The sequence below is a fragment of the Providencia sneebia DSM 19967 genome (assembly GCF_000314895.2).
GTDB classification, from domain to species: Bacteria; Pseudomonadota; Gammaproteobacteria; order Enterobacterales; family Enterobacteriaceae; genus Providencia; species Providencia sneebia.
Window position 1 is genome coordinate 1,973,259 of sequence record NZ_CM001773.1, and the last position, 24,468, is coordinate 1,997,726.

Consider the following 24,468-nt stretch of genomic DNA (forward strand, 5'->3'; position numbering starts at 1 on the left):
TGGGACTCTCTCATGAAATTCAGTGAACTCTGGTTACGCGAATGGGTGAACCCCGCTATTAGTAGTGATGCATTATCTGAACAGATCACCATGGCAGGTTTAGAAGTTGACGGTGTTGAGCCAGTGGCAGGGCAGTTTAATGGTGTAGTGGTTGGCGAAATTGTTGAATGTGGTCAACATCCTAATGCTGATAAATTGCGTGTGACTAAAGTCAATGTTGGCGGTGACCGTCTTCTAGATATCGTCTGCGGCGCGCCAAATTGTCGCCAAGGTTTAAAGGTTGCAGTGGCTACTGTTGGTGCAGTGCTTCCCGGTGATTTTAAAATCAAAGCCGCAAAACTTCGTGGCGAGCCGTCTGAAGGGATGCTATGTTCATTTTCTGAACTTGGCATTTCTGATGATCATAATGGCATTATTGAATTGCCGTTAGATGCACCTGTAGGTACTGACTTACGTGATTATTTAAAATTTGATGATAGCATCATCGAAATCAGTATTACGCCAAACCGCGCTGATTGTTTAAGCATTCTTGGTGTTGCACGTGATGTTGCGGTCATTAATAAATTGCCATTGAATGAGCCGCAAATCAATCCAATTAAAGCAACAATCAATGAATCATTCCCAATCCGTGTTGAAGCACCTGAAGCTTGTCCTCGCTTTTTAGGCCGCGTTATTAAAAATATTGATGTATCAGCAAAAACACCAATATGGATGAAAGAAAAATTGCGCCGCGGTGGCATTCGTTCAATTGATGCTGTTGTTGATATCACTAATTATGTATTACTTGAATTAGGTCAACCTCAACACGCGTACGATTTAGATCGTTTAGATGGCGCGGTTGTGGTGCGCATGGCAAAACAAGATGAAAAACTTGTTCTGCTCGATGGCAGCGAAGCTGTGCTTAAGACTGATACATTAATCATTGCTGATGAACAAAAAGCATTAGGTATTGCGGGTATTTTTGGTGGTGAACATTCGGGTGTAAATAGCGAAACTAAAAATGTGCTACTAGAGTGTGCATTCTTTAATCCATTAGCAATTACAGGCCGTGCACGTAATTATGGTTTACACACTGATGCATCTCACCGTTTTGAACGTGGCGTCGATCCTGCATTACAATTTAAAGCTATAGAACGTGCGACTCAGCTGATTTTAGATATTTGCGGTGGTGAAGCTGGTGACATTATTGATGTCACTAGCTCTGCTCATCTTCCTAAACCCGCTAATATTACGCTGACCCGTAATAAGCTTGATCGCTTGATTGGTTATTCGATTGATGACAGCACAGTGACTGATATTTTGACTCGCTTGGGATGCCAAGTAAGTCAATCAGCAGGTCGTTGGGATGTTGTAGCGCCAAGCTGGCGTTTTGATATGCAAATCGAAGAAGATTTGGTCGAAGAAGTTGCCCGCATTTACGGTTATAACAATATTCCTGATGTGCCTCTACGTGCTGATTTAATTATGACTAAGCACAAAGAAGCTAACTTGCCACTTAAGCGCATCAAGGCATTGTTGGTTGATCGCGGTTTCCAAGAAGCTATCACCTATAGTTTTGTCGACCCTAAAATACAAGCTCTTCTGCACCCTGAAGAAGAAACGCTGGTATTACCAAACCCAATTTCTGCTGATATGTCAGCAATGCGACTCTCATTATTGACGGGCCTTTTGACTACAGTTGTCTATAACCAAAATCGCCAACAAAATCGTATTCGTTTATTTGAAACAGGCTTACGCTTTGTTCCTGATAACCAAGCAGAATATCAAATTCGCCAAGAACCAATGTTGGCAGGGGTGATTGCAGGTAATAAATTTGAAGAACATTGGTCATTAGATAAGCAGGTTGTGGATTTCTTTGATTTAAAAGGTGATCTCGAAGCTGTTTTAGAATTGACTGGCAAACTGAATCAAATTACATTTAAACCTGAAGCTCATCCAGCGTTGCATCCTGGTCAAAGTGCTGGGATTTATCTGGAAAATGAACATATTGGTATTATTGGTGTTGTTCATCCAGAGCTTGAACGTAAACTCGATTTAAATGGTCGTACCGTTGTGTTCGAGGTTCGTAGTGATGCGATAATGAACCGCGTAATCCCTGAGGCTAAGGCGATTTCTCGTTATCCATCGAACCGTCGTGATATTGCAATTGTTGTGCCTGAAGATGTTGCTGCCGCAGATGTATTGACAGAGTGTAAAAAAATTGGCATAAATCATATAGTTGGCATAAACTTGTTTGATGTGTATTGTGGTGAAGGAATAGCAGATGGTTATAAGAGTCTTGCTATTAGTCTCGTCTTCCAAGATACAACTGCTACGATGGAAGAAGAAGAGATAACCGCTACCGTTGATCTGTGTGTTGCTGCGTTAAAACAGCGATTCCAAGCCTCTTTGAGGGACTAAACCTATGGCGCTTACTAAAGCTGAAATGTCAGAAAAGTTGTTTGAAAAACTAGGTGTTAGCAAACGTGATGCTAAAGATCTTGTCGAAATCTTCTTTGAAGAAGTTCGCCTTTCTCTAGAGAATGGTGAGCAAGTCAAATTATCTGGATTCGGTAACTTCGATTTACGTGATAAAAATCAACGCCCTGGACGCAATCCAAAAACGGGTGAAGATATTCCAATCACTGCTCGTCGCGTTGTCACTTTCCGTCCTGGACAGAAATTAAAAAGCCGGGTAGAAAAAGCAACACCTAAAGAGTAATTGTTGGATTTGCTTTATGAGTAAAAGACCGCCTCGGCGGTCTTTTATTTTATCTGGGTGATTAATATTGCTGTGTCATGGCTTGTTCAATTTTTTGCTGAATATAGATCGCCTTATTAATTGCTTTTTCAAATCCATTAATGCCTTTATTGAGCATGTTATCATTGGTTAGGAATTGTGGGGCTATAATTATTGATATGTTTTTAGGAGACATTAATGTTTCTTGTTCGTTATGACTAATTTTAATTAGCAAAGGCATTAATTTTTCAAGTATTAAATCATGCTGATTTTCCGGAAGTTGTTGCGCATAATCTTGAATAGTCTTTTTAATTGCAAATGCCAAAGTATGTACATCAGGCATTGTATTTTGATCTGAGTTCAAAAAGTTAGGTGAGCTAATTTTTTCTATGTAAGCCTTTTGGTCATTTGAGTTACTTGATATACGTAAGATACCTTGAGTTGAGGCAAATTTATTACTACTCATCGCGAGATCTATTAATTTCGAGAACCTTGCCGATATCTTTTCAATATTCTCTTCTTTGCTTATCGGGTTAATAGCTGATAATTGATTCATTTTACCGGCATATTCTTCATTTTTAGCTTTATTCATAATGAAATTGAGTATTTTCGAAGACTTATCAGCAGATAATTCATCTTTTGAAAAAGCTTTATTTGTAGCATTAGCTGAAAATGGTACATATTCCCAGTCTGTTGTGACTGATTTATTGGATAAATAATTGTTTGATTCGACTTCTCCTTTTGTTTTTTTCATAATGATATCGAGTATACTTGCCGATTTTTCAGCTGAAAGCTCATTATGAGTTTGCATTTTATTGGCGGATCTAGGTGAAAAAGATTCATATTGCCAATCTGTTGCAAGCAAATGACTAACAGAATGGTTTATATTAGTCTCAGGCTGTTTATTTGGGAAAAAGTAGCTAAAACAAGATTGAAAAATATGTCGAAGAGCACCGAGAAAACCTGTTTTTTGCGAAACTGGTGTTGAACAATGATTTTCGATTTGAGAAACGGAATTGTTTCCTTGAGTAGATATAATATTCATATTACCTCTTAAGTGATGATATTAAGTTAGGTAAATCACTATAAAGTTATTATATTTAGTCGACTTTCATAAAAAGCGGTAGGAATGGAGAGACCACTCGTTATATTAATTTGTGTGTCGTTTTTTTATATATGCGTTAATTATATTAGAAAATGAATAGTCAAAATAAAATTGAATATCTACAAACCAAACAAAAACAAATAGATATCAGGTTACTAGCTTTACTTGCTGTTGCTCTATTTATTATCTCCATATTTTCATTAAGTGCGGGGGAGGTTTGGTTATGGCCTAACCAATGGTTCAGTGAAACGGCTCAACTTTTTGTTTGGCAAATACGGTTCCCGCGTTTATTAGCTGTGATAGTTATTGGTGCTGCCCTTGCTGTGACGGGCGCTATTATGCAAGCTCTATTTGAAAATCCACTTGCTGAGCCAGGCTTATTAGGTATTAGTAATGGAGCTGGGGTTGCTGTTGTTTTTATCATTTTATTATCGAATGGGATAACTCAATATTGGCTTATCAGTCTTGGTGCTGTGATTGGTGCTTTGCTGCTGACTTTTATTTTGCTCTTTTTCGCACGGAAAAAGCGATTTAATAATGCGAGCTTATTATTAGTTGGGGTGGCATTAGGTGTAATATGTGGCGCATTAATGACATGGATGGTCTATATGAGCAGCAGTTTGGATTTACGCCAACTCCTGTATTGGATGATGGGGAGTTTTAGCGGTATCGACATGCGTCAATTAGGTTTGGTGATTACCTGTGTTCCATTTCTATTATGGGCAATGTGTCAAGGAACAGCCTTAAATTATTTATCACTTGGTTCACTGCAAGCTTATCAATTAGGTTTTTCGCATTATAAATGGCGGCTAGCGCTTATTATTGTCACTGGCATATTAATTGGTTTAAGTGTTGCGATTGCAGGTGCCATTAGCTTTGTTGGTTTAGTTATCCCCCATATTTTGCGATTATCGGGTCTGACTGATAATAAATGGTTGTTACCAGGATGTGCATTAGCGGGTGCTGGTGGGTTACTTTTAGCAGATATTCTGTCCCGAATTTTAATCGCACATGCAGAAATTCCGATTGGTGTTATTACGGCAACATTAGGTGCACCCATTTTTATCTGGCTCCTCGCTCGCAATCAACAATGGCGCTAATTTAATATGACTAAACAGCAAATCATAGAAATGCAGCAGCTTTTTGTAGATGATCGTTTATTGAATATAAATGAATTAGTCTATTCTGGAGAACAAATTCATTTACTCGGGGCTAATGGCGCAGGGAAAAGTACTTTATTATCGGTAATGAGTGGTTTTCAACAATCAACGGGAAAATTGCTTATTCATCATAAAAATATTCATCAATATAGTGCAAAAGAATTAAGTCAAATTCGCGCTTATTTTCCCCAACAAATTTCAGTACAACCTATTTTAAAAGTTTTTCAATATTTAGCACTTTTTCAGTCTCAAAATAAATATCAAGCGTCTTTATTTACGGAATTATGTCAAGATTTTCAACTGGGATCTTTATTGCTCAAACCCATCATGCAACTTTCTGGCGGTGAATGGCAGCGAGTGAGAATTATTGCGATTTTTTTGCAGGTATGGAATGACGCTAATTTATGTGGAAAATTTATCCTACTTGATGAACCAATGAACAACCTAGATATTATTCAGCAATCTAAAGTCGATAAATGGGTAAAATATTTTTGTCATCAGGGTGGAACGGTTATAATAAGCGGCCATAATCTAAGTCATTCATATCAATTTGCAAGTCGAGTCTGGATGATGAAAAAAGGGGAAATAATTTTTTCTGGTACACCTGAAAATGTGATGACGGAAACTAATTTATCGGTATTATTTGCGGGTAATCTCCGTTTGCATAAAGTAGGTGAAAATAAGTCTTGGCAGGTAATTAACTTTGACGATTAACCAAAAACTTGTTCTAATTACTGGTTTAATTGCACTTTACAGATAAAAATAATTTTCCGGTGTTGATGTTCGGTTAAAGTAATTTTGACTAGAATACGCTATTCCCAATAAAATGAGTAATTCCTAATAAAAGTAGGCTATAAACTATATGAGCAATTTCCTTCCGTTTTCAAAACCGGCTATCGGTGATGAAGAGGTTAAAGCCGTAGAAAAAGTTCTACGTTCAGGCTGGATAACCACTGGGCCTCAGAATCATCAATTAGAAGAGGATTTTTGCAGACGTTATGGTTGTAAACATGCCATAGCACTTGCTTCAGCAACCGCAGGTATGCACGTCGTCCTAATGGCGCTAGGCATAGGGCCTGGCGATGAAGTGATCACGCCTTCACAAACATGGGTCTCAACAATCAATATGATTGAATTATTGGGCGCGACTCCGGTGATGATTGATGTTGATCGCGATACACTTATGATCCAACCTGAAGCGGTAAAACAAGCACTGACAGAAAGGACGAAGGCAATTATTCCGGTTCATTATGCTGGCGCACCTTGCGACCTTGATGCCTTACGCGAAATTGCCCGTAAAGCAGATGTCTTTTTAATTGAAGACGCAGCGCATGCTGTGGGTACGCGTTATAAAAATGAATGGATCGGGGAACATGGCACGGCCATCTTTTCATTCCATGCCATTAAAAATGTGACTTGTGCTGAAGGCGGGTTAGTTGTTACTGATAATGATGAATTAGCGCAACGCGTTAGAACATTAAAGTTTCATGGTTTGGGTGTTGATGCTTTTGACAGACAAATGCAAGGCAGAAAACCGCAAGCTGAAGTTGTTGAACCAGGATTCAAATATAATTTATCTGATATACATGCTGCTATTGCTGTTGTTCAGTTATCGCGCGTTGAAGAGTTAAATCAGCGTCGCGCAGAGTTAGTGGAACGTTATCGCGAAGCATTAAAAGGTTCTCCTTTACAAATGTTATCCATTCCTGATTATCCGCATTTACATGCCAATCATTTATTTATGGTGCGTGTTGATAAAGATGCTTGTGGCATCGATAGAGATACTTTCATGGAAAAATTGAAAGAGCATAATATCGGGACAGGTTTACATTTTAGAGCGGCCCATACTCAAAAATATTACCGTGAAAAATACCCTGAACTTTCGCTGGTCGAGTCAGAATGGAACACGGCAACACTTTGCTCACTGCCTCTTTTCCCTGATATGTCTAATGAAGATGTTGATCGAGTGGTAAAAGCAATAAATGAAATCCTTTTGGAGTCAAAATAGTGTCATTTGTAGATGAATTTGAAGAGATTAAAAAAGTCTCTGTTGTAATCCCTGTTTATAATGAAGAGCAAAGTCTACCTCAGTTATTAGAGCGTACTATTAAAGCATGTAAGCAACTTACTCAATCTTATGAGCTGATCTTAGTTGATGATGGTAGTAGCGACCGTTCAGCTAAAATGTTGACTGAAGCAGCTGAAAACCCAGATAACCATGTTATTGCGATTATTTTAAATCGTAATTATGGACAGCACTCTGCAATTATGGCTGGATTTAATCAAGCAGACGGTGATTTAGTGATTACTTTGGATGCTGATTTACAGAATCCTCCAGAAGAGATCCCTCGTTTAGTGCAGACAGCAGCTGAAGGCTATGATGTTGTCGGTACTCGTCGTGCTAATCGCCAAGATTCTTGGTTCCGCAAAACAGCCTCTAAAATGATTAATGCGATGATCACGAAAGCAACAGGCCGCTCTATGGGTGATTATGGTTGCATGCTACGCGCTTACCGTCGCCATATTATTCAGGCAATGTTGCAGTGCCATGAAAGAAGTACTTTTATTCCAATTCTGGCGAATACTTTTGCACGTAGAACGATCGAAATTGATGTAGCGCATGCTGAACGTGAGTATGGCGATTCTAAATACAGCTTTATGAAGCTGATTAATTTAATGTATGACCTACTGACTTGCTTAACAACGGCACCATTGCGTTTGTTAAGTGTAGTGGGCAGTGTTATTGCAGCAGGTGGTTTTTTATTAGCCGTGTTACTGATTGTTTTACGCCTAGTTTTTGGTGCAACTTGGGCGGCAGATGGCGTATTCACCTTGTTTGCAATACTCTTTATGTTTATCGGTGCACAGTTTGTTGCTATGGGGCTGCTAGGTGAATATATTGGCAGGATCTACAATGATGTGCGCGCGAGACCACGTTATTTTATTCAAAAAGTCGTTGGTGCAGATCTTAAAACCGACAAAAATCAGGAAGAGAACTAATGAAAGCTATTGTTTTTGCCTATCATGATATTGGCTGCGTAGGACTAAAAGCACTTAAGAAAGCAGGTTTCGATATTCAGGCAGTATTTACTCATACTGATGATCCTAATGAAAACCACTTTTATTCCTCAGTCGCACGCGTCAGCGCAGACATGGAACTTCCTGTTTACGCACCAGAAGATGTTAACCATCCTCTGTGGATTGAGCGCATTCGTGAGCTGAAACCAGACGTTATTTTTTCATTCTATTATCGCGATATGTTGAGTGAAGAATTACTTAAATTGGCTCCAAAAGGTGCATTTAACTTACATGGTTCTTTATTGCCTAAATATCGTGGTCGTGCGCCTATCAATTGGGCATTGTTAAATGGCGAAACTGAAACAGGCGTAACTTTGCACAAAATGGTTGCAAAAGCAGATGCTGGCGACATTATTGCTCAAGAAAAAGTTGAGATCACAAATACTGATACTGCTTTGACTTTACACGAAAAAATTCGTAAAGCAGCTGAAGAATTATTAGATAAAACACTACCATTAATTGAGTCTGGTAACTATAAATCAGTTCCGCAAGATGAAAGCCAAGCTAGCTATTTTGGTCGCCGTACAGCACAAGATGGTTTAATTCATTGGGAAAAATCAGCAAAAGAAGTTGATTGCCTAATTCGTGCTGTGACTGAACCATACCCAGGTGCTTTCACTTATTTAGGTGAGCGCAAAATGATCATCTGGCGTGCTCGCGTACTTGATGATAATCAAGGTAAACGCCCAGGAACTGTACTATCAAGTGATCCTCTGCGTATTGCATGTGGTGAAGGTGCAATCGAAGTTGTTAGTGGCCAAAGTGAGTCAGGCCTTTATATGCAAGGTAACCGCCTTGCAAATGAAATGGGCATGGTTGTTGATGTCCGTGTTGGACCAAAACCAACTGCGCATATCAAACGCCGTAAACGCGTATTAATTTTAGGTGTTAATGGTTTCATTGGTAACCACTTGACTGAACGTTTATTGCAAGATGACGATTATGATATTTATGGTATGGATATCAGCTCTTCAGCAATTGACCGTTTCATTGGTAACCCACGTTTCCACTTTATTGAAGGTGACGTCAGCATTCACACAGAATGGATTGAGTACCACATCAAAAAATGTGATGTGATCTTGCCATTAGTTGCGATTGCAACACCAATCGAATATACCCGTAATCCATTACGTGTATTTGAACTAGACTTTGAAGAAAACCTGAAAATTGTTCGTTATTGTGCAAAATACAACAAACGTATCATTTTCCCATCAACTTCAGAAGTTTATGGTATGTGTGATGATAAAGAGTTCGATGAAGATGAATCTCGTCTTATCGTTGGCCCAATCAATAAACAACGTTGGATCTACTCTGTCTCTAAACAGCTGCTTGACCGAGTCATTTGGGCTTATGGCGCGAAAGAAGGTCTGAAATTTACACTATTCCGTCCATTTAACTGGATGGGACCACGTTTAGATAGCTTGAACTCAGCACGTATTGGTAGTTCTCGTGCTATTACTCAGTTAATCCTTAACTTGGTTGAAGGTTCGCCAATTAAATTGGTTGATGGTGGTGAACAAAAACGTTGTTTCACTGACATTAAAGATGGTATTGAAGCACTATTCCGTATCATTGAGAACAAAGATGGAAAATGTGATGGTCAGATCATCAATATTGGTAACCCAACAAACGAAGCAAGTATTCGTCAGTTAGCTGAAATGCTGCTTGAGTGCTTTGAAAATCACCCTCTGCGTGGGAATTTCCCTCCATTTGCAGGTTTCCGTGAAATAGAAAGCAGCAGCTACTACGGTAAAGGTTATCAAGATGTTGAACATCGTAAACCAAGCATTGAAAATGCGCGCCGCCTGCTTGACTGGACTCCAACCATTGATATGAAAGATACTGTTGAGGAAACATTAGGTTTCTTCTTACAGGGTGCAGTGGAAGAGTTGGGTAAAAAATAATGAAAAAAGTTGGTTTGAGAATTGATGTGGATACCTATCGCGGCACATTAGAAGGTGTACCACAATTACTCAAAGTTCTTAATGAGTATAATATTCAGGCCAGCTTCTTCTTCAGTGTAGGACCCGATAATATGGGGCGCCATTTATGGCGCCTTTTGCGTCCTAAATTCCTGTGGAAAATGCTGAGATCAAATGCAGCTTCACTTTATGGCCTTGATATTCTATTAGCGGGCACGGCATGGCCGGGTAAAAAAATCGCTAAAGATTTAGGTTATCTTATGAAGCAAACTTTAGAAGCGGGTCATGAGGTAGGGCTTCATGCATGGGATCATCAAGGTTGGCAGGCAAAAGTTGCAAAATGGAGTGAGGCTGAATTAACCCAGCAAATTAAATTAGGGGTTGATGCTTTACAACAAGCAACGGGTCATCCTGTAACGTGTTCTGCGGTGGCAGGCTGGCGTGGTGATGAGCGTGTACTTGAAGCTAAACAAAAATTTGGTTTTAGCTATAATAGTGATTGCCGTGGAAAATACCCATTTAGACCTATTATGCGTGATGGTTCATTAGGTACTGTGCAAATTCCTGTTACTTTACCAACCTATGATGAAGTTGTTGGCACTGTGGTGACAGATGAGGCTTTTAATGATTTTATCTTACAAGCCATAAAAGATGATCAAGGTGTTCCAGTTTATACTATACATACCGAAGTTGAAGGTATGTCAAAAGCAGCACAATTTACCCAATTATTAGAACGGGTTGCGAAGGAAGAAATTCAATTTTGCACTTTGAGTGATTTATTGCCAGATGATATCGCCACATTACCAAAGGGAAGAGTGGTTAGAGCACCATTCCCTGGACGCGAAGGCTGGCTTGGCTGCCAAGAAGAGGAATAACACAGCATGTTGAATAACCGAGCGAGCAAAGTAGGAGCCTCTCTGCTGGCTCTTTTTTTTATCTTAACTTACCTATTACCGCTGAACAGCCGTTTGCTTTGGCAACCAGATGAAACACGCTATGCAGAAATTAGTCGTGAAATGTTACAGCGTGGTGATTGGATTGTACCTTACATGCTGGATACGCGCTATTTTGAAAAGCCAGTTGCGGGGTATTGGATAAACAATATAAGCCAAATGATTTTTGGTGAAACTAACTTTGCTGTCCGTTTCGGGTCAGTATTCTGTATTCTACTTAGTGCTTTGCTCGTTTATCGTATGGCAAAAATGATGTGGCGTAATGGCCATGTTGCTTACGTTGCAAGCCTTATTTATATCTCTATGTTTTTGGTTTTTGCTGTTGGAACATACAGCGTCCTCGACCCCATGTTGTCTTTGTGGATAGTGGCAAGTATGTATTGTTGCCTTTGGGCAATGAAAGCACGAGGAAATAGAAACAAAATTATAGCGTGGGGGTGCTTAGGTTTAGCATGTGGGATGGCTTTTATGACTAAGGGCTTTTTGGCCTTAGCGATCCCAGTGATTGTTATGCTCCCTGTGACATTATATCAAAAGCGCTTTGTCGAAATGCTCAAGTTTGGGCCATTAGCAATCATCACAGCAGTTCTTATTAGTTTGCCTTGGGCGTTGGCAATTGCAAAGCAAGAGCCTGATTATTGGCACTACTTCTTTTGGATAGAACACATTAAACGCTTTACAGCTGAAGATGCGCAGCATGTAGCGCCATTTTGGTATTACATCCCCATTATTGTACTAGGTTGCATTCCATGGGCTGGTTTATTACCTGGCGCGATAAAAAAAGGTTGGACAGAACGTAAATCTAATCCAGATATGTTCTTTTTGCTGTGTTGGTTTATTGTTCCCGTTATCTTTTTCAGTATTTCTCGCGGTAAATTACCCACCTATATGTTGCCATTTATGGCACCATTAGCGTTATTGATGGCAAAATATGGTGTTGATTGCGTACGCAATGGCAAAATGAAAGCCTTAAAAGCCAATGGTATCATTAATATTGTGCTCGGGGTGGTCGCTGCGATTGCCGTTATTGTTGTGAGTACCGTTATTAAACGGCCATTATATGAAGCGGATGAATGGTCAAAAATGGTGCTTGGTGTTGTGGCATTTTCTATTTGGGCAATTATTGGCTATTTGAGTACAGTTCTAAATGCGAAATACTGGCTATGGGCAGCATCATGTTCATTGGCGATTAGTTTGTGCATTGGTAGCGCGTTACCAAATAACACCATTGATTCTAAATTACCTCAAAATTTCATTCATCAAAATCATGATTTGCTAATGAATAGCCGTTATATCATGGCGAATAATGTCGGTGTTGCTGCTGGCTTAGCGTGGGAAACACAAAATTCAGATATCTACTTATACAATAGTAGTGGTGAATTAACTTATGGTTTGGAATATCCTGACAGTCAACATCGTTTAGTTAAACCTGATCAGTTTGCGGCTTGGCTGGAAAAAGCGCGTCAAAAAGGCCAAGTGACCGTGGTATTTTTGCTTGGTAGGAAAGAAGAACACCCAGATGTACCTAAACCAGATGAAGTGATCAGCAATTCACGCATGGCTATTATGGTTTATTACAAACAATGATAAGCCAATTATTACTATTATTGTTAGTTAGCGTACTCACTTGTGCTGGGCAAATTGCCCAGAAACAAGCTGTAGTAAGCTGGCAAGGTAACAAAGCTAATAAAAAATCATTGTCTATTCGTTGGTTAGTTTTAGCCTTAATAATGCTGGGTTTTGGGATGCTATTTTGGCTGAAATTACTTGAAAGCATGCCACTAAGCATTGCTTATCCAATGTTAAGCATTAACTTTGTATTAGTGACCTTAATTGGACAATTTGTTTACCATGAAAAGACAGGCCTTAATCACTGGCTTGGCGTAATTGCAATTATGTTCGGTATTTTTTTGATGAGTATCAGTGGATGAATAAAGGTTATCTGTGGGTACTTGGCAGCGCATTGCTAGTGACCATCGCTCAATTAAGTCTAAAGGCTGGTGTAGTAGGTCTGCCTTCATTTATATTAGGCTGGCACTGGTTACAACTTGACTGGTTACTCACTAATATTGTCAGTATTGGTATCGTTTTTATTGGGTTGGTATGCTACGCATTATCTATGTTGTGTTGGTTATTTGCCTTAAAAAGCATTCCGCTTAATAAGGCTTATCCGCTTATTAGCCTAAGCTATGTATTTGTTTATTTACTAGCGGTAATTTTGCCGTGGTTTAATGAGCCAGCTACGGGATTGAAGGCATGTGGGATCATTTTTATTTTACTTGGTGTTTGGCTAATCAGTAGGCCAAGCAAAGAGAAAATAGATAAAGTAGAGTAAGTTAGCGTGATCTTGCAGTGCAAAACGTATATTTAGGTGGTCATTCCTTAAAAAGAACGCCATATTGTATTGTTTAATGTAATAAATAGTTGTAAAAATAAACACAAAAAGGTTAACAGATCGGAAGGTGCAATATGATAATTAAATGGCAACATCTACCATTATTGCTCTTATTGATATTAGCGGGCTGTTCATCGACATCCGTAAAAAGAACACCGCCGCCAGCACTGAAGACACAATTGTCTGATCCCATAATGACAATTGCTCAGTTGAAAGACCAATTACAGCAGTGGTATGGAACCCCGTATAACTATGGTGGTATGAGTTTTAATGGTATTGATTGCTCCGGATTTGTCTATCGCACATTTAATGACCGTTTTGCTATCCAATTACCGCGACAAACGATTGACCAAACGCGGTTAGGTACGCGTATTGATAAATCTGATCTCATGCCCGGTGATTTGGTTTTCTTTAAAACGGGTGGCGGTGAAAATGGTTTGCATGTTGGTATTTACGATACTGATAATTCATTTATTCATGCATCCACCAGTAAAGGCGTTATTCGTTCATCTATGGATAATGTTTATTGGAAAAAAGTATTTTGGCAGGCACGCCGCATTTGATTTGACAGAAGTTTCCTCAATTCCTCTGTAATTATGTTATCTTAGAAGCAACTTTTGCTTTTAAGGTAACCTCATGTCTCGCTTACGTTTACTTATCTCAGAATCTTATGATCCATGGTTTAATTTAGCGGTGGAAGAGACCATATTTCGTCAAATGTCTCCTGACCAACGGGTTATGTTTTTATGGCGCAATGCAGATACTGTGGTTATCGGCCGTGCCCAGAATCCATGGAAAGAGTGTAACACCCGCCGGATGGAAGAGGATGGAGTTCGGTTAGCGCGTCGAAGCAGTGGTGGCGGGGCAGTATTCCATGATTTAGGTAATACCTGCTTTACCTTTATGGCGGGAAAACCTGAATATGATAAAACGATATCAACTAAAATTATTGTCGATGGCTTGGCGTTAGTTGGTATTCATGCAGAGGTTTCGGGTCGTAATGATTTGGTATTAAATACCAGTGATGGGCCGCGTAAAATTTCCGGTTCAGCATACCGCGAAACGCGTGATCGTGGTTTTCATCATGGTACGTTATTAATTAATTCTGAGCTGAGCCGGTTAGCGGACTATTTGAATCCAGATCCAAAAAAATTACAGGCAAAAGGGATAACATCAGTGCGATCTCGCGTGACAAATTTGTGCGAATTGGTGACTGATATTAGCCATGAAAAAGTTTGTGAAGGCATCATAGAAAGCTTTTTTAATTATTATGGTGAGAAGGTGGATGCAGAATTTATTTCACCGGATAAATTACCTGACCTTCCTAATTTCGAACAGACATTTGCTAAACAAAGCAGCTGGGAATGGAATTTTGGGCAAGCGCCAGCATTTACTCATTTAAGTGATACTCGCTTCCCATGGGGCGGCATTGAGTTCCATTTTGATATTGAAAAAGGCATGGTTAAGCGTTGCCAGTTTTTTACTGACAGCTTAGATCCATCGCCGTTAGAGTGGCTGAGTCAGCAGCTGATAGACCAGCCTTATCAGGTGGAAACAATACATCAGCTCATTCGGAAGATGCATCCATTATGGCCTGAACTTAAAGAACAGCTAGTGGATTTAGAAAATTGGTTAGTTCATGAATTAAGTTAGTCATCTAACTCATTAAAATAAAAAGCTTGGAGCCGGTATAACCGGCTCTACGTAAACTATAATGCTTTTAAAATGAAGATAAGCAACAAAGGCTTGGTTTTCAGAACGCTATTGCTTATTAGCAGTTACATGACATGAATGTTTTACATTCTGGCATTTGTCCATTTTGGCGGAATTTTGCAGGCGTGATATTAAAGTGCTTTTTAAAAATACGTGTAAATGTTGCTTGTGAGCTAAAACCATATTGCAGAGCAATATCTAAAATAGGCAAGTTGCCATCACGTAATGATTTAGCAGCTTCTAGCAAACGACGTTTGCGCACATATTCACCTAATGTGCATCCTTTCATCTCTTTGAATACACGCTGTAAGTGCCATTTGGAATAACCACTTTTATTCGCAATAGTGTCAATTTTGATCCCTTCATTGCGCTGTAACTGACCTTCCAGCCATTTAATAATATCGTTAACTACGCTCTCTGACATATATACCTCCCACTACGATGGGTTATTGTTTATTAATACCAAATAATAACAAAAGAAATTAGTATCCATTTTTGCTATTTTTCCGATATATCGATAGGCATAACGTGCTTTTTTTAATTGGTATTAATGATTGCTTTGATAGGGAAATGTGATGAAGTTATATTCATTACATACAAGAGTGTATGTAATTATCTATTAATTATCAATAAATTATTTTTTTATACGCAATTATTGTTTAATTGCATAATTAATCGTAATTTATCATCAATTTTTTTGATGATATCGTTCTAATTAATGAGTCAAGTGAGATATTGAAAGTTACTTAAGCTTAATTATTGCGCATAAGTTTAAAATATATTATCAATTAATGAGGGTTTGGCTTATAAAACCCATAATAATGGGCAGATCATCCACTGTTTCTTATGTGGGAAAGCTCAAGAAACAGTGGAAAAAATTAACGGCGAAGATAAACGTGGGGGGTTGCTATTTCAGGATGGGATATAACACCTAAATCTGCTTTATACCAACGGGTTAAATTTGATGCATTAAGAACTTCTTTGGGCGTTCCTGTGGCAACTAATTTACCTTGGTGGATTAAATATACTCGATCAGCATAAAGAGCGGTAAGGTTTAGGTCATGTAATACGCAACAAACTCCATAGGGATGTTCTCGTGTCAATTGATGCAATAACCGTAAACTGTGTTGTTGGTGGTAAAGGTCAAGCGCAGAGGTAGGTTCATCAAGAAACAAACAAGCAGGGCTGCGTTTTGGTTGCCATACTTGGGCTAATACTCTAGCAAGTTGAACACGTTGTTGCTCCCCCCCTGATAACTGACGAAAATCACGGTGGCGAAGTTCTTGGCAATCCGTTTGTGTTAGTGCTTCTTCAATGGCTTCTTGCTTATATTCTGAACCATAAGGACTACGTCCCATAGCAACAATATCTTCGACTGTAAATGCAAACGACAAGCTATGTTGTTGCTTCATTACAGCTCTTTTTTTTGCTAAATCATTATGTGGCCATTGATCAAGTGCTATACCTTCAAGTAAACATTTTCCTTGAGTTGGCTGCGTGTAACCTGTTAACAATTTTAATAAACTGGATTTACCAGCACCATTAGGGCCAATAATGACGACCATTTCATTTTGATTAATTGACAGTGAGATGTCATCTATCAACAATTTATTAGCAACTTGAAAGCTTAAATTGTGGGCTTCAAGGAGGTTTTGTCTTTCCATGAATTATGCTCTCCCGACAGGCTGACGTAATATAAGCCATAAGAAATAAGGTCCACCAATAAGGCCGGTAAGTAGACCAACTGGTATTTCTGCCGGTGAAACTGCGGTGCGAGCAATTGTGTCCGCAATAAGAAGAAGAGCAGCGCCGACAATGGCAGATCCCGGGATTAACCAACGGTGGTCAGGGCCAAGCGTCATTCGTATTAAATGGGGAACCACTAAACCAATAAACCCAATAACGCCACTCATAGCAACAGCGCAACCCACGAGTAACGCACTCAAAAAGAGTAAAATAAATTTTGTAAGTTGAACGTGTAGCCCAAGGTAATGGGCATCTTCATCACCAAGTTGTAATAAATTGAGTTTGTTGCCTTGCCATAGGCAAATAAAACAGGTTGGTAAAATCACACTTGCGGCAATGGTTAATGATGTCCAATCCACACTTGAGAGCGTTCCCATCATCCATAAACTGAAGGTACGTAATTGTTGATCATCACTGACATAGCTTAAAACACCAATAAAGGACATACAGAGCGCATTGATTGCAATCCCTGCAAGGAGTAAGCGCGCTAAATTACCATTCGAATAGCGGTTAAGCGTAAAAATAATAATAGAGACTAATAAGCTACCGACAAATGCCGCAGCAATATGACCATAATTGAGTAGGACAGCAGGTAGAGATAAAGAAAAAACAATAAAGGCGGCAACGCAAAGTGCGGCGCCACTGCTAATACCCAGTAAGCTTGGGTCTGCAAGCGGATTGCGAAATAGCCCTTGCATAATTGCCCCCGAAACAGCCAGTGCTAAACCAACTAAAATTGCCAGCAGGACTCTGGGAAGACGAATATTAAGCCAAATTTGCCAGACGGGATCTGTGGCAGGTGCCTGCCACAGAGTTTTAAATGAGACATTCATTGCGCCCATATTTGAGGCGAACATTGCAATAGCAACCAAAGCCCCTAATAGAATGATGACTGCTAATAAGGGGTGTTTAATTCGATTCATTGAGACTTCTCTAACGCCTCGCGCATTTGTTTCATGACGGTTGGTGTGCCTAAACTAAAACCAAGCATGCCCATATCATCAACAACAAGAAGTGCTTTATTTTTTGCCGCTGGTGTCATCGCAATACCAGGTAATTTCCAGACTTTCTCTTCGCCACCGAGTGATTTAATGCCTTCATGAGTGACAATAATAAGGTCGGGCTGGCTTGCAATAACACCTTCTTGTGAAAGAGGACGATAGCTATTAAAACCCTGCATTGCATTTTTAGCTCCGGTCGCACGTATTAAGCTATCCGCCGCCGTTTGTTGACCAGCAGCAAGTGGTAGTACACCACCATGACTCATGATAAATAACACTTTTTTATCTAGAGGTGAGGTATCCACTTTTGCAAGTTGTTCATTAAACTGTTCAATAAGCAAGTTACCTTGCTCTGTTTTGCCAACAGTTTTTGCAATCGTGGTAATTTTTTCAGGAATGGCTTCTAAGGATTGTTTCCCTGTTACTTTGATCACTTTTACGCCGTTTTTTTCTATTTGCGATAGCGCAATAGACGGTTTAGCTAACTCACTGGCCAATACAAGAGTAGGGCGCTGAGAAAGTACACCTTCAGCATTGAGCATGCGCATATAACCAACATCAGGCAATTTTACAGCTAGTTCAGGATGCATACTGGTACTGTCGCGCGCCACGAGTTGTTCACCCGCACCTAGCTCAAATACAATCTCAGTAACATCTCCACCTAATGTAATAATGCGTTCAGCGGCATGTGCAGTAAAAGTGAGCATCAATGTCACTGTTATTAGAAGCCATTTTTTCATCTTATTTCCCTAATGATTAAATATGTGGTAATTCCATGACTTGTTTACGCCATTGTGCTTGCTCCGGTGTTCCTTCTGTCCGTTGACCATACATTTGCACAATTTGATTGCCATCTTTATCGAAGACTTCAAGGCTCGTCACAAAACCATCTTGAGTTGGTTTGCGTGTTACCCAGCATTCAGAAACACCATTTTCAATCATATGCAGAGTAAAATCTGGATTGAAAATATTTAACCATTTGATGTCTGAACCTTCGCTTTGATATGGCATAAGGCGTTTTAACTCACCGGTAAAAATTTGTACACAACCACGGTTGCCTACAAAAATCATAATCTCATTTTGGTCTTTAAATGCAGTATTAACCAATTGATTAAATGAGTCATTTGGCACCTGCCAAGCAAGGTCATCACTGACAGCGCGGAAAACTTGCTGGCGGCTGAGGTTATTTTTTTTCAATAAGATGAAGAATTGGTGAACATCAGTCATGTTACGCCACTCTTCTTCAAGTTGTTGTTTCAGCTCATCACTGATTGGTTTCTCAGAAAATGGTGTTGCAGCTTCAATGACAAGTGGTGGATTTTCTGATGTCGCGTATTTTTCAATTAAAGCATTCCATGCGTTCATATCTGTATTATCAGTGGTATAAACTTTATGAAGTGCATCACCTTGCTTATCGAAAAACTGAATACTGTGGCGTTCACCATTTTTAGCGTCTTCAGTAAGTGTAAAAATTGGGCCCCAATGAGAGAAAAACATTCTTAAATCCAATGCACGCGGGTTTAGTATTAATCCTGCGTGATCACTAAATTTTGCATTATCATAGCGACCAATTTGCTCATGAACGACATATTCGTTACGGGTAATTGCTTTTACTTCTCCCACTGCGGCTAATGCTTTGAGCAGAGTAGGGGCATCAACGTTTAGTCGTTTAGCTTTGTCATGACCAACACGACTTTGCAAAAGTTCGCCTTCTGAAACATTGAGATAAGCTGCCAGATCACGAGCGTATTTTGCTTTATTGTCTGTTTTAGCTTGTTGGTAACGCTCATAAAGTGTTGAACTCACTGTATATCTCCTTAATTAAATATAAATTACCATTGGAAGCTAACAAGTAGCTTGGCATTACGTCCGTCTTGAGGGACACCTTGTGATGAGTAGTACTCTTTGTCGAAAGCATTACCTAAAACGACACTTGTACCTAGACCTTGTAATTGACCTGTACCTTTATAGCTAACATAAAAATCATGAACTGCATAGCCAGCTTGGCGTTCAGCTCCAGAGGCTTTATTAAAATCAGTATGGCGAGTAAATTCACCTAACCAACCAATAGCGAAACCGCTATCCGCAACAGGAATAGAAAGGTTGCTGGTTATTGATTCAGGTTTTATTGATGTGATGGATTTACCATTATGTTCTTTCTTGCCCGTTGTTTTGTTATAAGCAAGATCCCAATTAAAATAGTCATTTTTATAGTTCATTGAAGCATCAACCCCCCAAATTTTGGCATCTTTCACGTTGCTTGAGGTGGTGTATCCTTCGCGAATATGAACATCAGTATCGATATAATCTTTGGCTTTGGTATCAAAATAACTTGCTTTGAATTGTAAGTTATCACGCGCCATCAATAGGTCATCAAAACGTAAGCCAAATCCATATTCAGCTGTATTCGCAGATTCAGGCTTTAGGTTTGGGTTTGGTCTCCAATAATTTCCTGGAAAATGTCTTTCATCATTAAACATTTCCATCATTGTTGGTGCGCGAAAAGCTTCAGAATAGGAAGCAAATAGCATTGACCAATCAGTAGGTGTGATACTGACAGCACCTTTTGATGACCATTTCCCTTCTTTAACACTGTCTTTGTCTTTTGCCGTCGACTTATAATGGTCATAACGGGTACCAATAATGAATGAAACGGGTAAGTCTTTTAACGCAATCTCATCTTGCAAAAAGCCTGATGCAAAAGTGATATCCGCATTGGGGAATTGCGTTGTTGCGGCATATGGTCTTTGATTTTGCTTATAAGTTTCACCACCATAGGTCAAATTGTGAGCTGCAAGTGGTAATTCATAAAAATGGGTACGATTATCAAGTTTCAAGCCATACGTTTTTTGTGTTCGGCCTTCATAGGCAACATCATTTCCTTTCGCCGTGATGTTGACATCAGAATAGTAAGTTGTTGCTTTGAGGTTAAGCCAATCATGAGATTCTGGATTTAATTGATAAGAGGCTTGGGCATCACGTTGGCGAGTAGTCCGGTTGACTTGTTGGTTGCCTTTACTTACCGCGATTTGTTGCGGGTTTTTAGGTTGGTAAGCATTGTCATTATAATAACGGATTTGACCTGACAGTTTTTGGCTATCATCCAATTGCCAAGTTCCCTTACTCAATAAGTTGGAAATAGTTTCTTTATTGTCCATATCATCGCCATTGCTTAAGCGAATATCCCCGACTTGTTTTGTCACAAAGCTGAACAACCCATCAAATTGCTCTGTGCGACCAAAAGTTGTACCGCCAAAGCCAAAGCTATGATCCCCCGTCGCCGCTTGGCTAAAGACACGGAATCCGCTATTTTCGTTATCTTTTAAGAGATCTTTAGCATCTACTGTTTCCCAAGCAATTACCCCACCCATTGCGCCACTACCATATAATAGAGCTGAAGGGCCGCGGATAATTTCAACTTGTTTGATTAGAGCAGGATCAAGGAAGGTTCCATTAACATGGCCGGTATCAGTTCCCTGACGAACATTATCAACAAGTGTTAAGATCCCTTTGCGGTCAAAACCACGCATATAAATATCTTGACCGTTGACTCGCCCAGTACCTGTTACGCCAATACCGGGCACTTTACGTAAAATATCATTTACTGTCCCTGCGGTTTGGGTTTCTGGTGAATCATTTTTAATGACTGTCACCATCATTGGCGCATCAAAGCTATCTCTTTCATTGCCCGTTGCATATACCGTCATGACATCATGATTTTTAGAGCCTGTTGATTTTTCAGTTGCCGCATGGGCACTCGTTATCACAGAAAGAATGGCACTTGTTAGAATAGATAAACGTAAAATATGAGTCATAATAAGTTATAGCTCCATAAATATAACCACGTTAATTTTCAAGGTTGATTTCGGGTTAATTCAATATGCTTGAAAATAAATTAATAATTTTTATTTATTAGTTATTAATGAGTTAGCGTAATTTTAATGAACAAATTACGACGTGCTTTTTCTATAAGGTGTCATTGGTAGAGAACTGAAATAGCGTATATACGCAGGGAGCGGGATATCGTTAAAAATATATTGGATGTTACAGTCATCAGTTTAAACTCCATACGGGATCCATCCCTTCAATTGGTAATTTAAGCTGGCTGCCTTGATAAGAAATCTGGGTGGCTTGCTAAAAATTTAGGTTGATTTGTGAAAGCGAAAAACTATTTAGTTAAAAAGCTATTTAGTCAAAATGAGTTTACCTGCTCGCGTTTGCCTCAATTGGTAAATTTCACCGCGATGCTGAATAGTGACCTTACCATCACTGCCTAATAGTTGATGGCTATCTATAATGTCAACTTTAATGGGTTGTATTGTGGGATCAGCGATGCTTTTAACGGCTGTTTTAGTGGTGTTATCGATCATATCCAATCCAAGTGATAATCTAACTAATAGTAAGAATCATTATCTTTAACTTGAATGGTAACATCAAGAAATTTTTACATTTGAATGACAAAATATCGACAATATGTCATTTATGGATAAAAATGAAAAACAATTAATGATAATCGTATTATGTTGAATAGATAAAAGAGAAGAAAGGCCCTTTAATTTCAATAAGTCACTAAAGAGCCAGATGGGGTAGTTTATTTAAAACGGCTTTCAACAGCCTGAGCAAGAATTTCTAATAATTGCTCTGTATCACTCCATCCTAAGCAAGGATCGGTGATTGATTGACCATAATTCAGAGGCTTTCCTGAAACAATTTTTTGTGTTCCTTCAACTAAGAAGCTTTCCGCCATCACGCCACTAATTGCGGTTGAACCATCTTTAATTTGTTCAGCAATATTACGTGCAACTTCAAGTTGACGACCGTGGATTTTTTGGCAATTTCCATGGCTAAAATCAACCACTAAGTGTTCCGGTAAATCAAATTCACGTAGATTATCGCATGCTGTTGCAATATCACCAGCTGAATAGTTTGGCTGTTTTCCACCTCGCATAATGATATGGCCATGTGGATTACCACTTGTTTGGTATATAGTCATTTGGCCATTTTTATCAGGCGATAGGAACATATGTTGCGATCTTGCTGCACGAATGGCATCAATCGCAATGCGAGTATTGCCATCAGTTCCATTTTTAAAGCCAACAGGGCATGAGAGAGCAGAGGCCATTTCGCGGTGAATTTGGCTTTCAGTCGTCCTTGCACCAATTGCACCCCAACTAATTAAGTCCGCAATATATTGCCCTGTGACCATATCTAAAAATTCAGTTGCTGTTGCTAAACCAAGCTGGTTTACATCAATAAGTAATTTACGTGCTAGACGGATGCCTGTATTAACTTGGCAGGAGTTATCTAAATTAGGATCAGAAATTAAACCTTTCCAGCCAACAACTGTACGCGGTTTTTCAAAATATGTGCGCATGACGATTTCTAAGCGATCTTGATATTTTTCACGCAACACATTGAGTTTATTAGCATATTCAAGAGCGGCTTCAATGTCATGGATAGAACAAGGGCCAATAATAACCAGTAAACGAGGATCTTGGCCTGCTAATATTTTTTCAATCCTTTTACGTGACGTTGTCACATTTTTTGCAACGGTATCAGAAATAGGAAATTCATCAGCGAGTATTTGTGGTGTAATTAAACTATCCACTCGCTGAGTACGCAATTCATCGGTTTTTTGCATCGTTTTTTCTCAAAGCATGATATAGATAGAACGCTATCAGTGATTAAGATCACAATAAACGAAAACGACGCAAATTCAAACTACAAATGTATTGGAATGGATAATAAATGTCTTAAAGGTTGCAGTTAAAAAACTCTGCGTTGTAATCCCATAGTATCAATGACTTTGGCTGAAATTTCTTCAACAGAATAATTGGTCGTATTGAGGTAATTAATTTTATTCTGCCTAAAAAGCGCTTCCACCTCAGCAATTTCAATCCTGCATTGGCGTAATGAAGCATAACGGCTATTTTCCCGACGCTCTTCACGGATAGCGGCAAGTCTTTCAGGGCTAATGGTCAAGCCAAACAATTTATGGGTATAAGGGCGCAGGGCTGCGGGGAGTTTTAAGTTATCCATATCATCCGCTGTAAAAGGGTAATTAGCTGCTTGAATACCAAATTGCATAGCAAGATATAGGCTAGTGGGTGTTTTACCGCAACGAGAAACGCCAATCAAAATAACTTGGGCTTGGTCAAGATTGCGCAGCGAAATACCATCATCATGTGCAAGAGTATATTCAATTGCAGCAATACGCGCATCATATTGGTTGATATTTTGTAAGGACAATCCGTGAGTCCGGTTGAGTTTTGGTTCAGGCTCTAGGCCAACTTCTTGCTGGATTGGGGCGACAAGTGTTTGCACAATATCCTGACAGAATCCTGAACTTTCAGTGATAATTTTTTTCACTGAAGGTGAAATGATAGAGTAAAACACCAATGGGCGCTTTTGTGTTTCTTGGTAAATTGTATCAATCTTTTGTTTTATTTCTTGCGCCCGCGCTTCTGTCGTCACAAAAGGCAATGTGTAAGATGTAAATGCCAAAGGAAATTGTGATAAGACCGCATGTCCTAAAGTTTCCGCAGTGATAGCTGTTCCATCTGAAATAAAAAAAACGCTTCTTTCAGTCGTGTGTTCATTTGAGTTTCTTGGTATTTGGCTGTTCATATATTCTGTCTTTTATAATATTTCTAGTTGATTTTATTAGGGTACTTGA

The 24,468-nt window shown here is 39.3% G+C and carries 23 protein-coding genes; 13 read left to right on the forward strand and 10 right to left on the reverse strand.

Annotation, left to right across the window (positions count from 1 at the left end):
* The first annotated feature begins 12 nt into the window (after positions 1 to 12).
* Entirely contained in the window at positions 13 to 2,400 is a 2,388-nt protein-coding gene (gene pheT / locus OO7_RS08115) for a phenylalanine--tRNA ligase subunit beta (protein ID WP_008915467.1), read from the forward strand.
* Positions 2,401 to 2,404: 4 nt separating this feature from the next.
* Positions 2,405 to 2,701 carry an integration host factor subunit alpha gene (ihfA, locus tag OO7_RS08120; RefSeq protein ID WP_008915468.1) on the forward strand — a complete coding sequence of 99 codons (297 nt, stop codon included), beginning with the start codon at positions 2,405 to 2,407 and terminating at the stop codon, positions 2,699 to 2,701.
* Positions 2,702 to 2,762: 61 nt separating this feature from the next.
* Here ihfA and OO7_RS08125 read toward each other — a convergent pair whose 3' ends face one another.
* Positions 2,763 to 3,764: a RhoGAP domain-containing protein gene (locus OO7_RS08125; protein WP_008915469.1), complete on the reverse strand. Its 1,002-nt coding sequence runs from the start codon at positions 3,762 to 3,764 to the stop codon at positions 2,763 to 2,765.
* A gap of 152 nt (positions 3,765 to 3,916) precedes the next feature.
* On the opposite strand from OO7_RS08125, the gene btuC reads away from it, so the two are divergent.
* The 11 genes from btuC to OO7_RS08180 all read left to right on the forward strand — a co-directional run bounded on the left by btuC (position 3,917) and on the right by OO7_RS08180 (position 14,985).
* A complete protein-coding gene (gene btuC / locus OO7_RS08130) occupies positions 3,917 to 4,924 on the forward strand; it encodes a vitamin B12 ABC transporter permease BtuC (RefSeq protein WP_008915470.1) in 1,008 nt (335 codons plus the stop codon).
* Positions 4,925 to 4,930: 6 nt separating this feature from the next.
* Positions 4,931 to 5,698: a vitamin B12 ABC transporter ATP-binding protein BtuD gene (locus OO7_RS08135; RefSeq protein ID WP_008915471.1), complete on the forward strand. Its 768-nt coding sequence runs from the start codon at positions 4,931 to 4,933 to the stop codon at positions 5,696 to 5,698.
* A 148-nt stretch (positions 5,699 to 5,846) separates the two neighbouring features.
* Positions 5,847 to 6,992, forward strand: coding sequence for a UDP-4-amino-4-deoxy-L-arabinose aminotransferase (gene arnB / locus OO7_RS08140; protein WP_008915472.1), 1,146 nt, complete (start codon positions 5,847 to 5,849; stop codon positions 6,990 to 6,992).
* The gene (arnC, locus tag OO7_RS08145) at positions 6,992 to 7,984 is read left to right on the forward strand and encodes an undecaprenyl-phosphate 4-deoxy-4-formamido-L-arabinose transferase (RefSeq protein WP_008915473.1); all 993 of its coding nucleotides are present in this window, start codon (positions 6,992 to 6,994) and stop codon (positions 7,982 to 7,984) included. Before arnB ends, arnC begins: the two co-directional genes overlap by 1 nt.
* Positions 7,984 to 9,966 (forward strand): bifunctional UDP-4-amino-4-deoxy-L-arabinose formyltransferase/UDP-glucuronic acid oxidase ArnA, encoded by a 1,983-nt coding sequence (arnA, locus tag OO7_RS08150; protein WP_008915474.1) that lies wholly within the window; start codon positions 7,984 to 7,986, stop codon positions 9,964 to 9,966. The genes arnC and arnA overlap by 1 nt, the downstream gene beginning before the upstream one ends.
* Positions 9,966 to 10,859, forward strand: a complete 894-nt coding sequence (gene arnD, locus OO7_RS08155; RefSeq protein WP_008915475.1) for a 4-deoxy-4-formamido-L-arabinose-phosphoundecaprenol deformylase — start codon at positions 9,966 to 9,968, stop codon at positions 10,857 to 10,859. Before arnA ends, arnD begins: the two co-directional genes overlap by 1 nt.
* Before the next feature lie 6 nt (positions 10,860 to 10,865).
* Complete coding sequence (gene arnT / locus OO7_RS08160) at positions 10,866 to 12,524, forward strand: lipid IV(A) 4-amino-4-deoxy-L-arabinosyltransferase (protein WP_008915476.1); 1,659 nt, start codon at positions 10,866 to 10,868, stop codon at positions 12,522 to 12,524.
* Complete coding sequence (gene arnE, locus OO7_RS08165; RefSeq protein WP_008915477.1) at positions 12,521 to 12,868, forward strand: 4-amino-4-deoxy-L-arabinose-phosphoundecaprenol flippase subunit ArnE; 348 nt, start codon at positions 12,521 to 12,523, stop codon at positions 12,866 to 12,868. Before arnT ends, arnE begins: the two co-directional genes overlap by 4 nt.
* Positions 12,865 to 13,272: a 4-amino-4-deoxy-L-arabinose-phosphoundecaprenol flippase subunit ArnF gene (gene arnF / locus OO7_RS08170; RefSeq protein WP_008915478.1), complete on the forward strand. Its 408-nt coding sequence runs from the start codon at positions 12,865 to 12,867 to the stop codon at positions 13,270 to 13,272. The genes arnE and arnF overlap by 4 nt, the downstream gene beginning before the upstream one ends.
* A gap of 134 nt (positions 13,273 to 13,406) precedes the next feature.
* On the forward strand, positions 13,407 to 13,895 hold the full coding sequence (locus OO7_RS08175; RefSeq protein WP_008915479.1) for a C40 family peptidase: 489 nt from the start codon (positions 13,407 to 13,409) through the stop codon (positions 13,893 to 13,895).
* 73 nt (positions 13,896 to 13,968) lie between these two features.
* Positions 13,969 to 14,985 (forward strand): lipoate--protein ligase, encoded by a 1,017-nt coding sequence (locus OO7_RS08180; RefSeq protein WP_008915480.1) that lies wholly within the window; start codon positions 13,969 to 13,971, stop codon positions 14,983 to 14,985.
* Between the two features lie 118 nt (positions 14,986 to 15,103).
* Here the strand turns inward: OO7_RS08180 and OO7_RS08185 are convergent, their stop codons facing one another.
* The 9 genes from OO7_RS08185 to ppsR form a co-directional block, all read right to left on the reverse strand.
* A complete protein-coding gene (locus OO7_RS08185) occupies positions 15,104 to 15,469 on the reverse strand; it encodes a helix-turn-helix domain-containing protein (protein ID WP_008915481.1) in 366 nt (121 codons plus the stop codon).
* A gap of 454 nt (positions 15,470 to 15,923) precedes the next feature.
* Positions 15,924 to 16,709 carry a heme ABC transporter ATP-binding protein gene (locus OO7_RS08190; protein WP_008915482.1) on the reverse strand — a complete coding sequence of 262 codons (786 nt, stop codon included), beginning with the start codon at positions 16,707 to 16,709 and terminating at the stop codon, positions 15,924 to 15,926.
* Between the two features lie 3 nt (positions 16,710 to 16,712).
* Positions 16,713 to 17,714, reverse strand: a complete 1,002-nt coding sequence (locus tag OO7_RS08195; protein ID WP_008915483.1) for a FecCD family ABC transporter permease — start codon at positions 17,712 to 17,714, stop codon at positions 16,713 to 16,715.
* Positions 17,711 to 18,532 carry a heme/hemin ABC transporter substrate-binding protein gene (locus tag OO7_RS08200; protein WP_008915484.1) on the reverse strand — a complete coding sequence of 274 codons (822 nt, stop codon included), beginning with the start codon at positions 18,530 to 18,532 and terminating at the stop codon, positions 17,711 to 17,713. Before OO7_RS08200 ends, OO7_RS08195 begins: the two co-directional genes overlap by 4 nt.
* 16 nt (positions 18,533 to 18,548) lie before the next feature.
* The gene (locus tag OO7_RS08205; protein ID WP_008915485.1) at positions 18,549 to 19,598 is read right to left on the reverse strand and encodes a hemin-degrading factor; all 1,050 of its coding nucleotides are present in this window, start codon (positions 19,596 to 19,598) and stop codon (positions 18,549 to 18,551) included.
* Between the two features lie 26 nt (positions 19,599 to 19,624).
* On the reverse strand, positions 19,625 to 21,607 hold the full coding sequence (locus OO7_RS08210; protein WP_008915486.1) for a TonB-dependent hemoglobin/transferrin/lactoferrin family receptor: 1,983 nt from the start codon (positions 21,605 to 21,607) through the stop codon (positions 19,625 to 19,627).
* A gap of 369 nt (positions 21,608 to 21,976) precedes the next feature.
* Positions 21,977 to 22,162 (reverse strand): hemin uptake protein HemP, encoded by a 186-nt coding sequence (gene hemP / locus OO7_RS08215; RefSeq protein WP_008915487.1) that lies wholly within the window; start codon positions 22,160 to 22,162, stop codon positions 21,977 to 21,979.
* 221 nt (positions 22,163 to 22,383) lie between these two features.
* Positions 22,384 to 23,433, reverse strand: a complete 1,050-nt coding sequence (locus OO7_RS08220) for a 3-deoxy-7-phosphoheptulonate synthase (RefSeq protein WP_008915488.1) — start codon at positions 23,431 to 23,433, stop codon at positions 22,384 to 22,386.
* Between the two features lie 125 nt (positions 23,434 to 23,558).
* Positions 23,559 to 24,419 carry a posphoenolpyruvate synthetase regulatory kinase/phosphorylase PpsR gene (ppsR, locus tag OO7_RS08225; protein ID WP_008915489.1) on the reverse strand — a complete coding sequence of 287 codons (861 nt, stop codon included), beginning with the start codon at positions 24,417 to 24,419 and terminating at the stop codon, positions 23,559 to 23,561.
* Between the last annotated feature and the right edge of the window lie 49 nt (positions 24,420 to 24,468).

What these genes read in the sequence shown, in the direction of transcription:
- pheT (WP_008915467.1), top strand. Translation starts at nt 13, where the DNA reads ATGAAATTCAGTGAACTCTGGTTACGCGAATGGGTGAACCCCGCTATT.
- ihfA (WP_008915468.1), top strand. Translation starts at nt 2,405, where the DNA reads ATGGCGCTTACTAAAGCTGAAATGTCAGAAAAGTTGTTTGAAAAACTA.
- OO7_RS08125 (WP_008915469.1), bottom strand. Translation starts at nt 3,764, where the DNA reads ATGAATATTATATCTACTCAAGGAAACAATTCCGTTTCTCAAATCGAA.
- btuC (WP_008915470.1), top strand. Translation starts at nt 3,917, where the DNA reads ATGAATAGTCAAAATAAAATTGAATATCTACAAACCAAACAAAAACAA.
- OO7_RS08135 (WP_008915471.1), top strand. Translation starts at nt 4,931, where the DNA reads ATGACTAAACAGCAAATCATAGAAATGCAGCAGCTTTTTGTAGATGAT.
- arnB (WP_008915472.1), top strand. Translation starts at nt 5,847, where the DNA reads ATGAGCAATTTCCTTCCGTTTTCAAAACCGGCTATCGGTGATGAAGAG.
- arnA (WP_008915474.1), top strand. Translation starts at nt 7,984, where the DNA reads ATGAAAGCTATTGTTTTTGCCTATCATGATATTGGCTGCGTAGGACTA.
- arnD (WP_008915475.1), top strand. Translation starts at nt 9,966, where the DNA reads ATGAAAAAAGTTGGTTTGAGAATTGATGTGGATACCTATCGCGGCACA.
- arnT (WP_008915476.1), top strand. Translation starts at nt 10,866, where the DNA reads ATGTTGAATAACCGAGCGAGCAAAGTAGGAGCCTCTCTGCTGGCTCTT.
- arnE (WP_008915477.1), top strand. Translation starts at nt 12,521, where the DNA reads ATGATAAGCCAATTATTACTATTATTGTTAGTTAGCGTACTCACTTGT.
- arnF (WP_008915478.1), top strand. Translation starts at nt 12,865, where the DNA reads ATGAATAAAGGTTATCTGTGGGTACTTGGCAGCGCATTGCTAGTGACC.
- OO7_RS08175 (WP_008915479.1), top strand. Translation starts at nt 13,407, where the DNA reads ATGATAATTAAATGGCAACATCTACCATTATTGCTCTTATTGATATTA.
- OO7_RS08180 (WP_008915480.1), top strand. Translation starts at nt 13,969, where the DNA reads ATGTCTCGCTTACGTTTACTTATCTCAGAATCTTATGATCCATGGTTT.
- OO7_RS08185 (WP_008915481.1), bottom strand. Translation starts at nt 15,469, where the DNA reads ATGTCAGAGAGCGTAGTTAACGATATTATTAAATGGCTGGAAGGTCAG.
- OO7_RS08190 (WP_008915482.1), bottom strand. Translation starts at nt 16,709, where the DNA reads ATGGAAAGACAAAACCTCCTTGAAGCCCACAATTTAAGCTTTCAAGTT.
- OO7_RS08195 (WP_008915483.1), bottom strand. Translation starts at nt 17,714, where the DNA reads ATGAATCGAATTAAACACCCCTTATTAGCAGTCATCATTCTATTAGGG.
- OO7_RS08200 (WP_008915484.1), bottom strand. Translation starts at nt 18,532, where the DNA reads ATGAAAAAATGGCTTCTAATAACAGTGACATTGATGCTCACTTTTACT.
- OO7_RS08210 (WP_008915486.1), bottom strand. Translation starts at nt 21,607, where the DNA reads ATGACTCATATTTTACGTTTATCTATTCTAACAAGTGCCATTCTTTCT.
- hemP (WP_008915487.1), bottom strand. Translation starts at nt 22,162, where the DNA reads ATGATCGATAACACCACTAAAACAGCCGTTAAAAGCATCGCTGATCCC.
- OO7_RS08220 (WP_008915488.1), bottom strand. Translation starts at nt 23,433, where the DNA reads ATGCAAAAAACCGATGAATTGCGTACTCAGCGAGTGGATAGTTTAATT.
- ppsR (WP_008915489.1), bottom strand. Translation starts at nt 24,419, where the DNA reads ATGAACAGCCAAATACCAAGAAACTCAAATGAACACACGACTGAAAGA.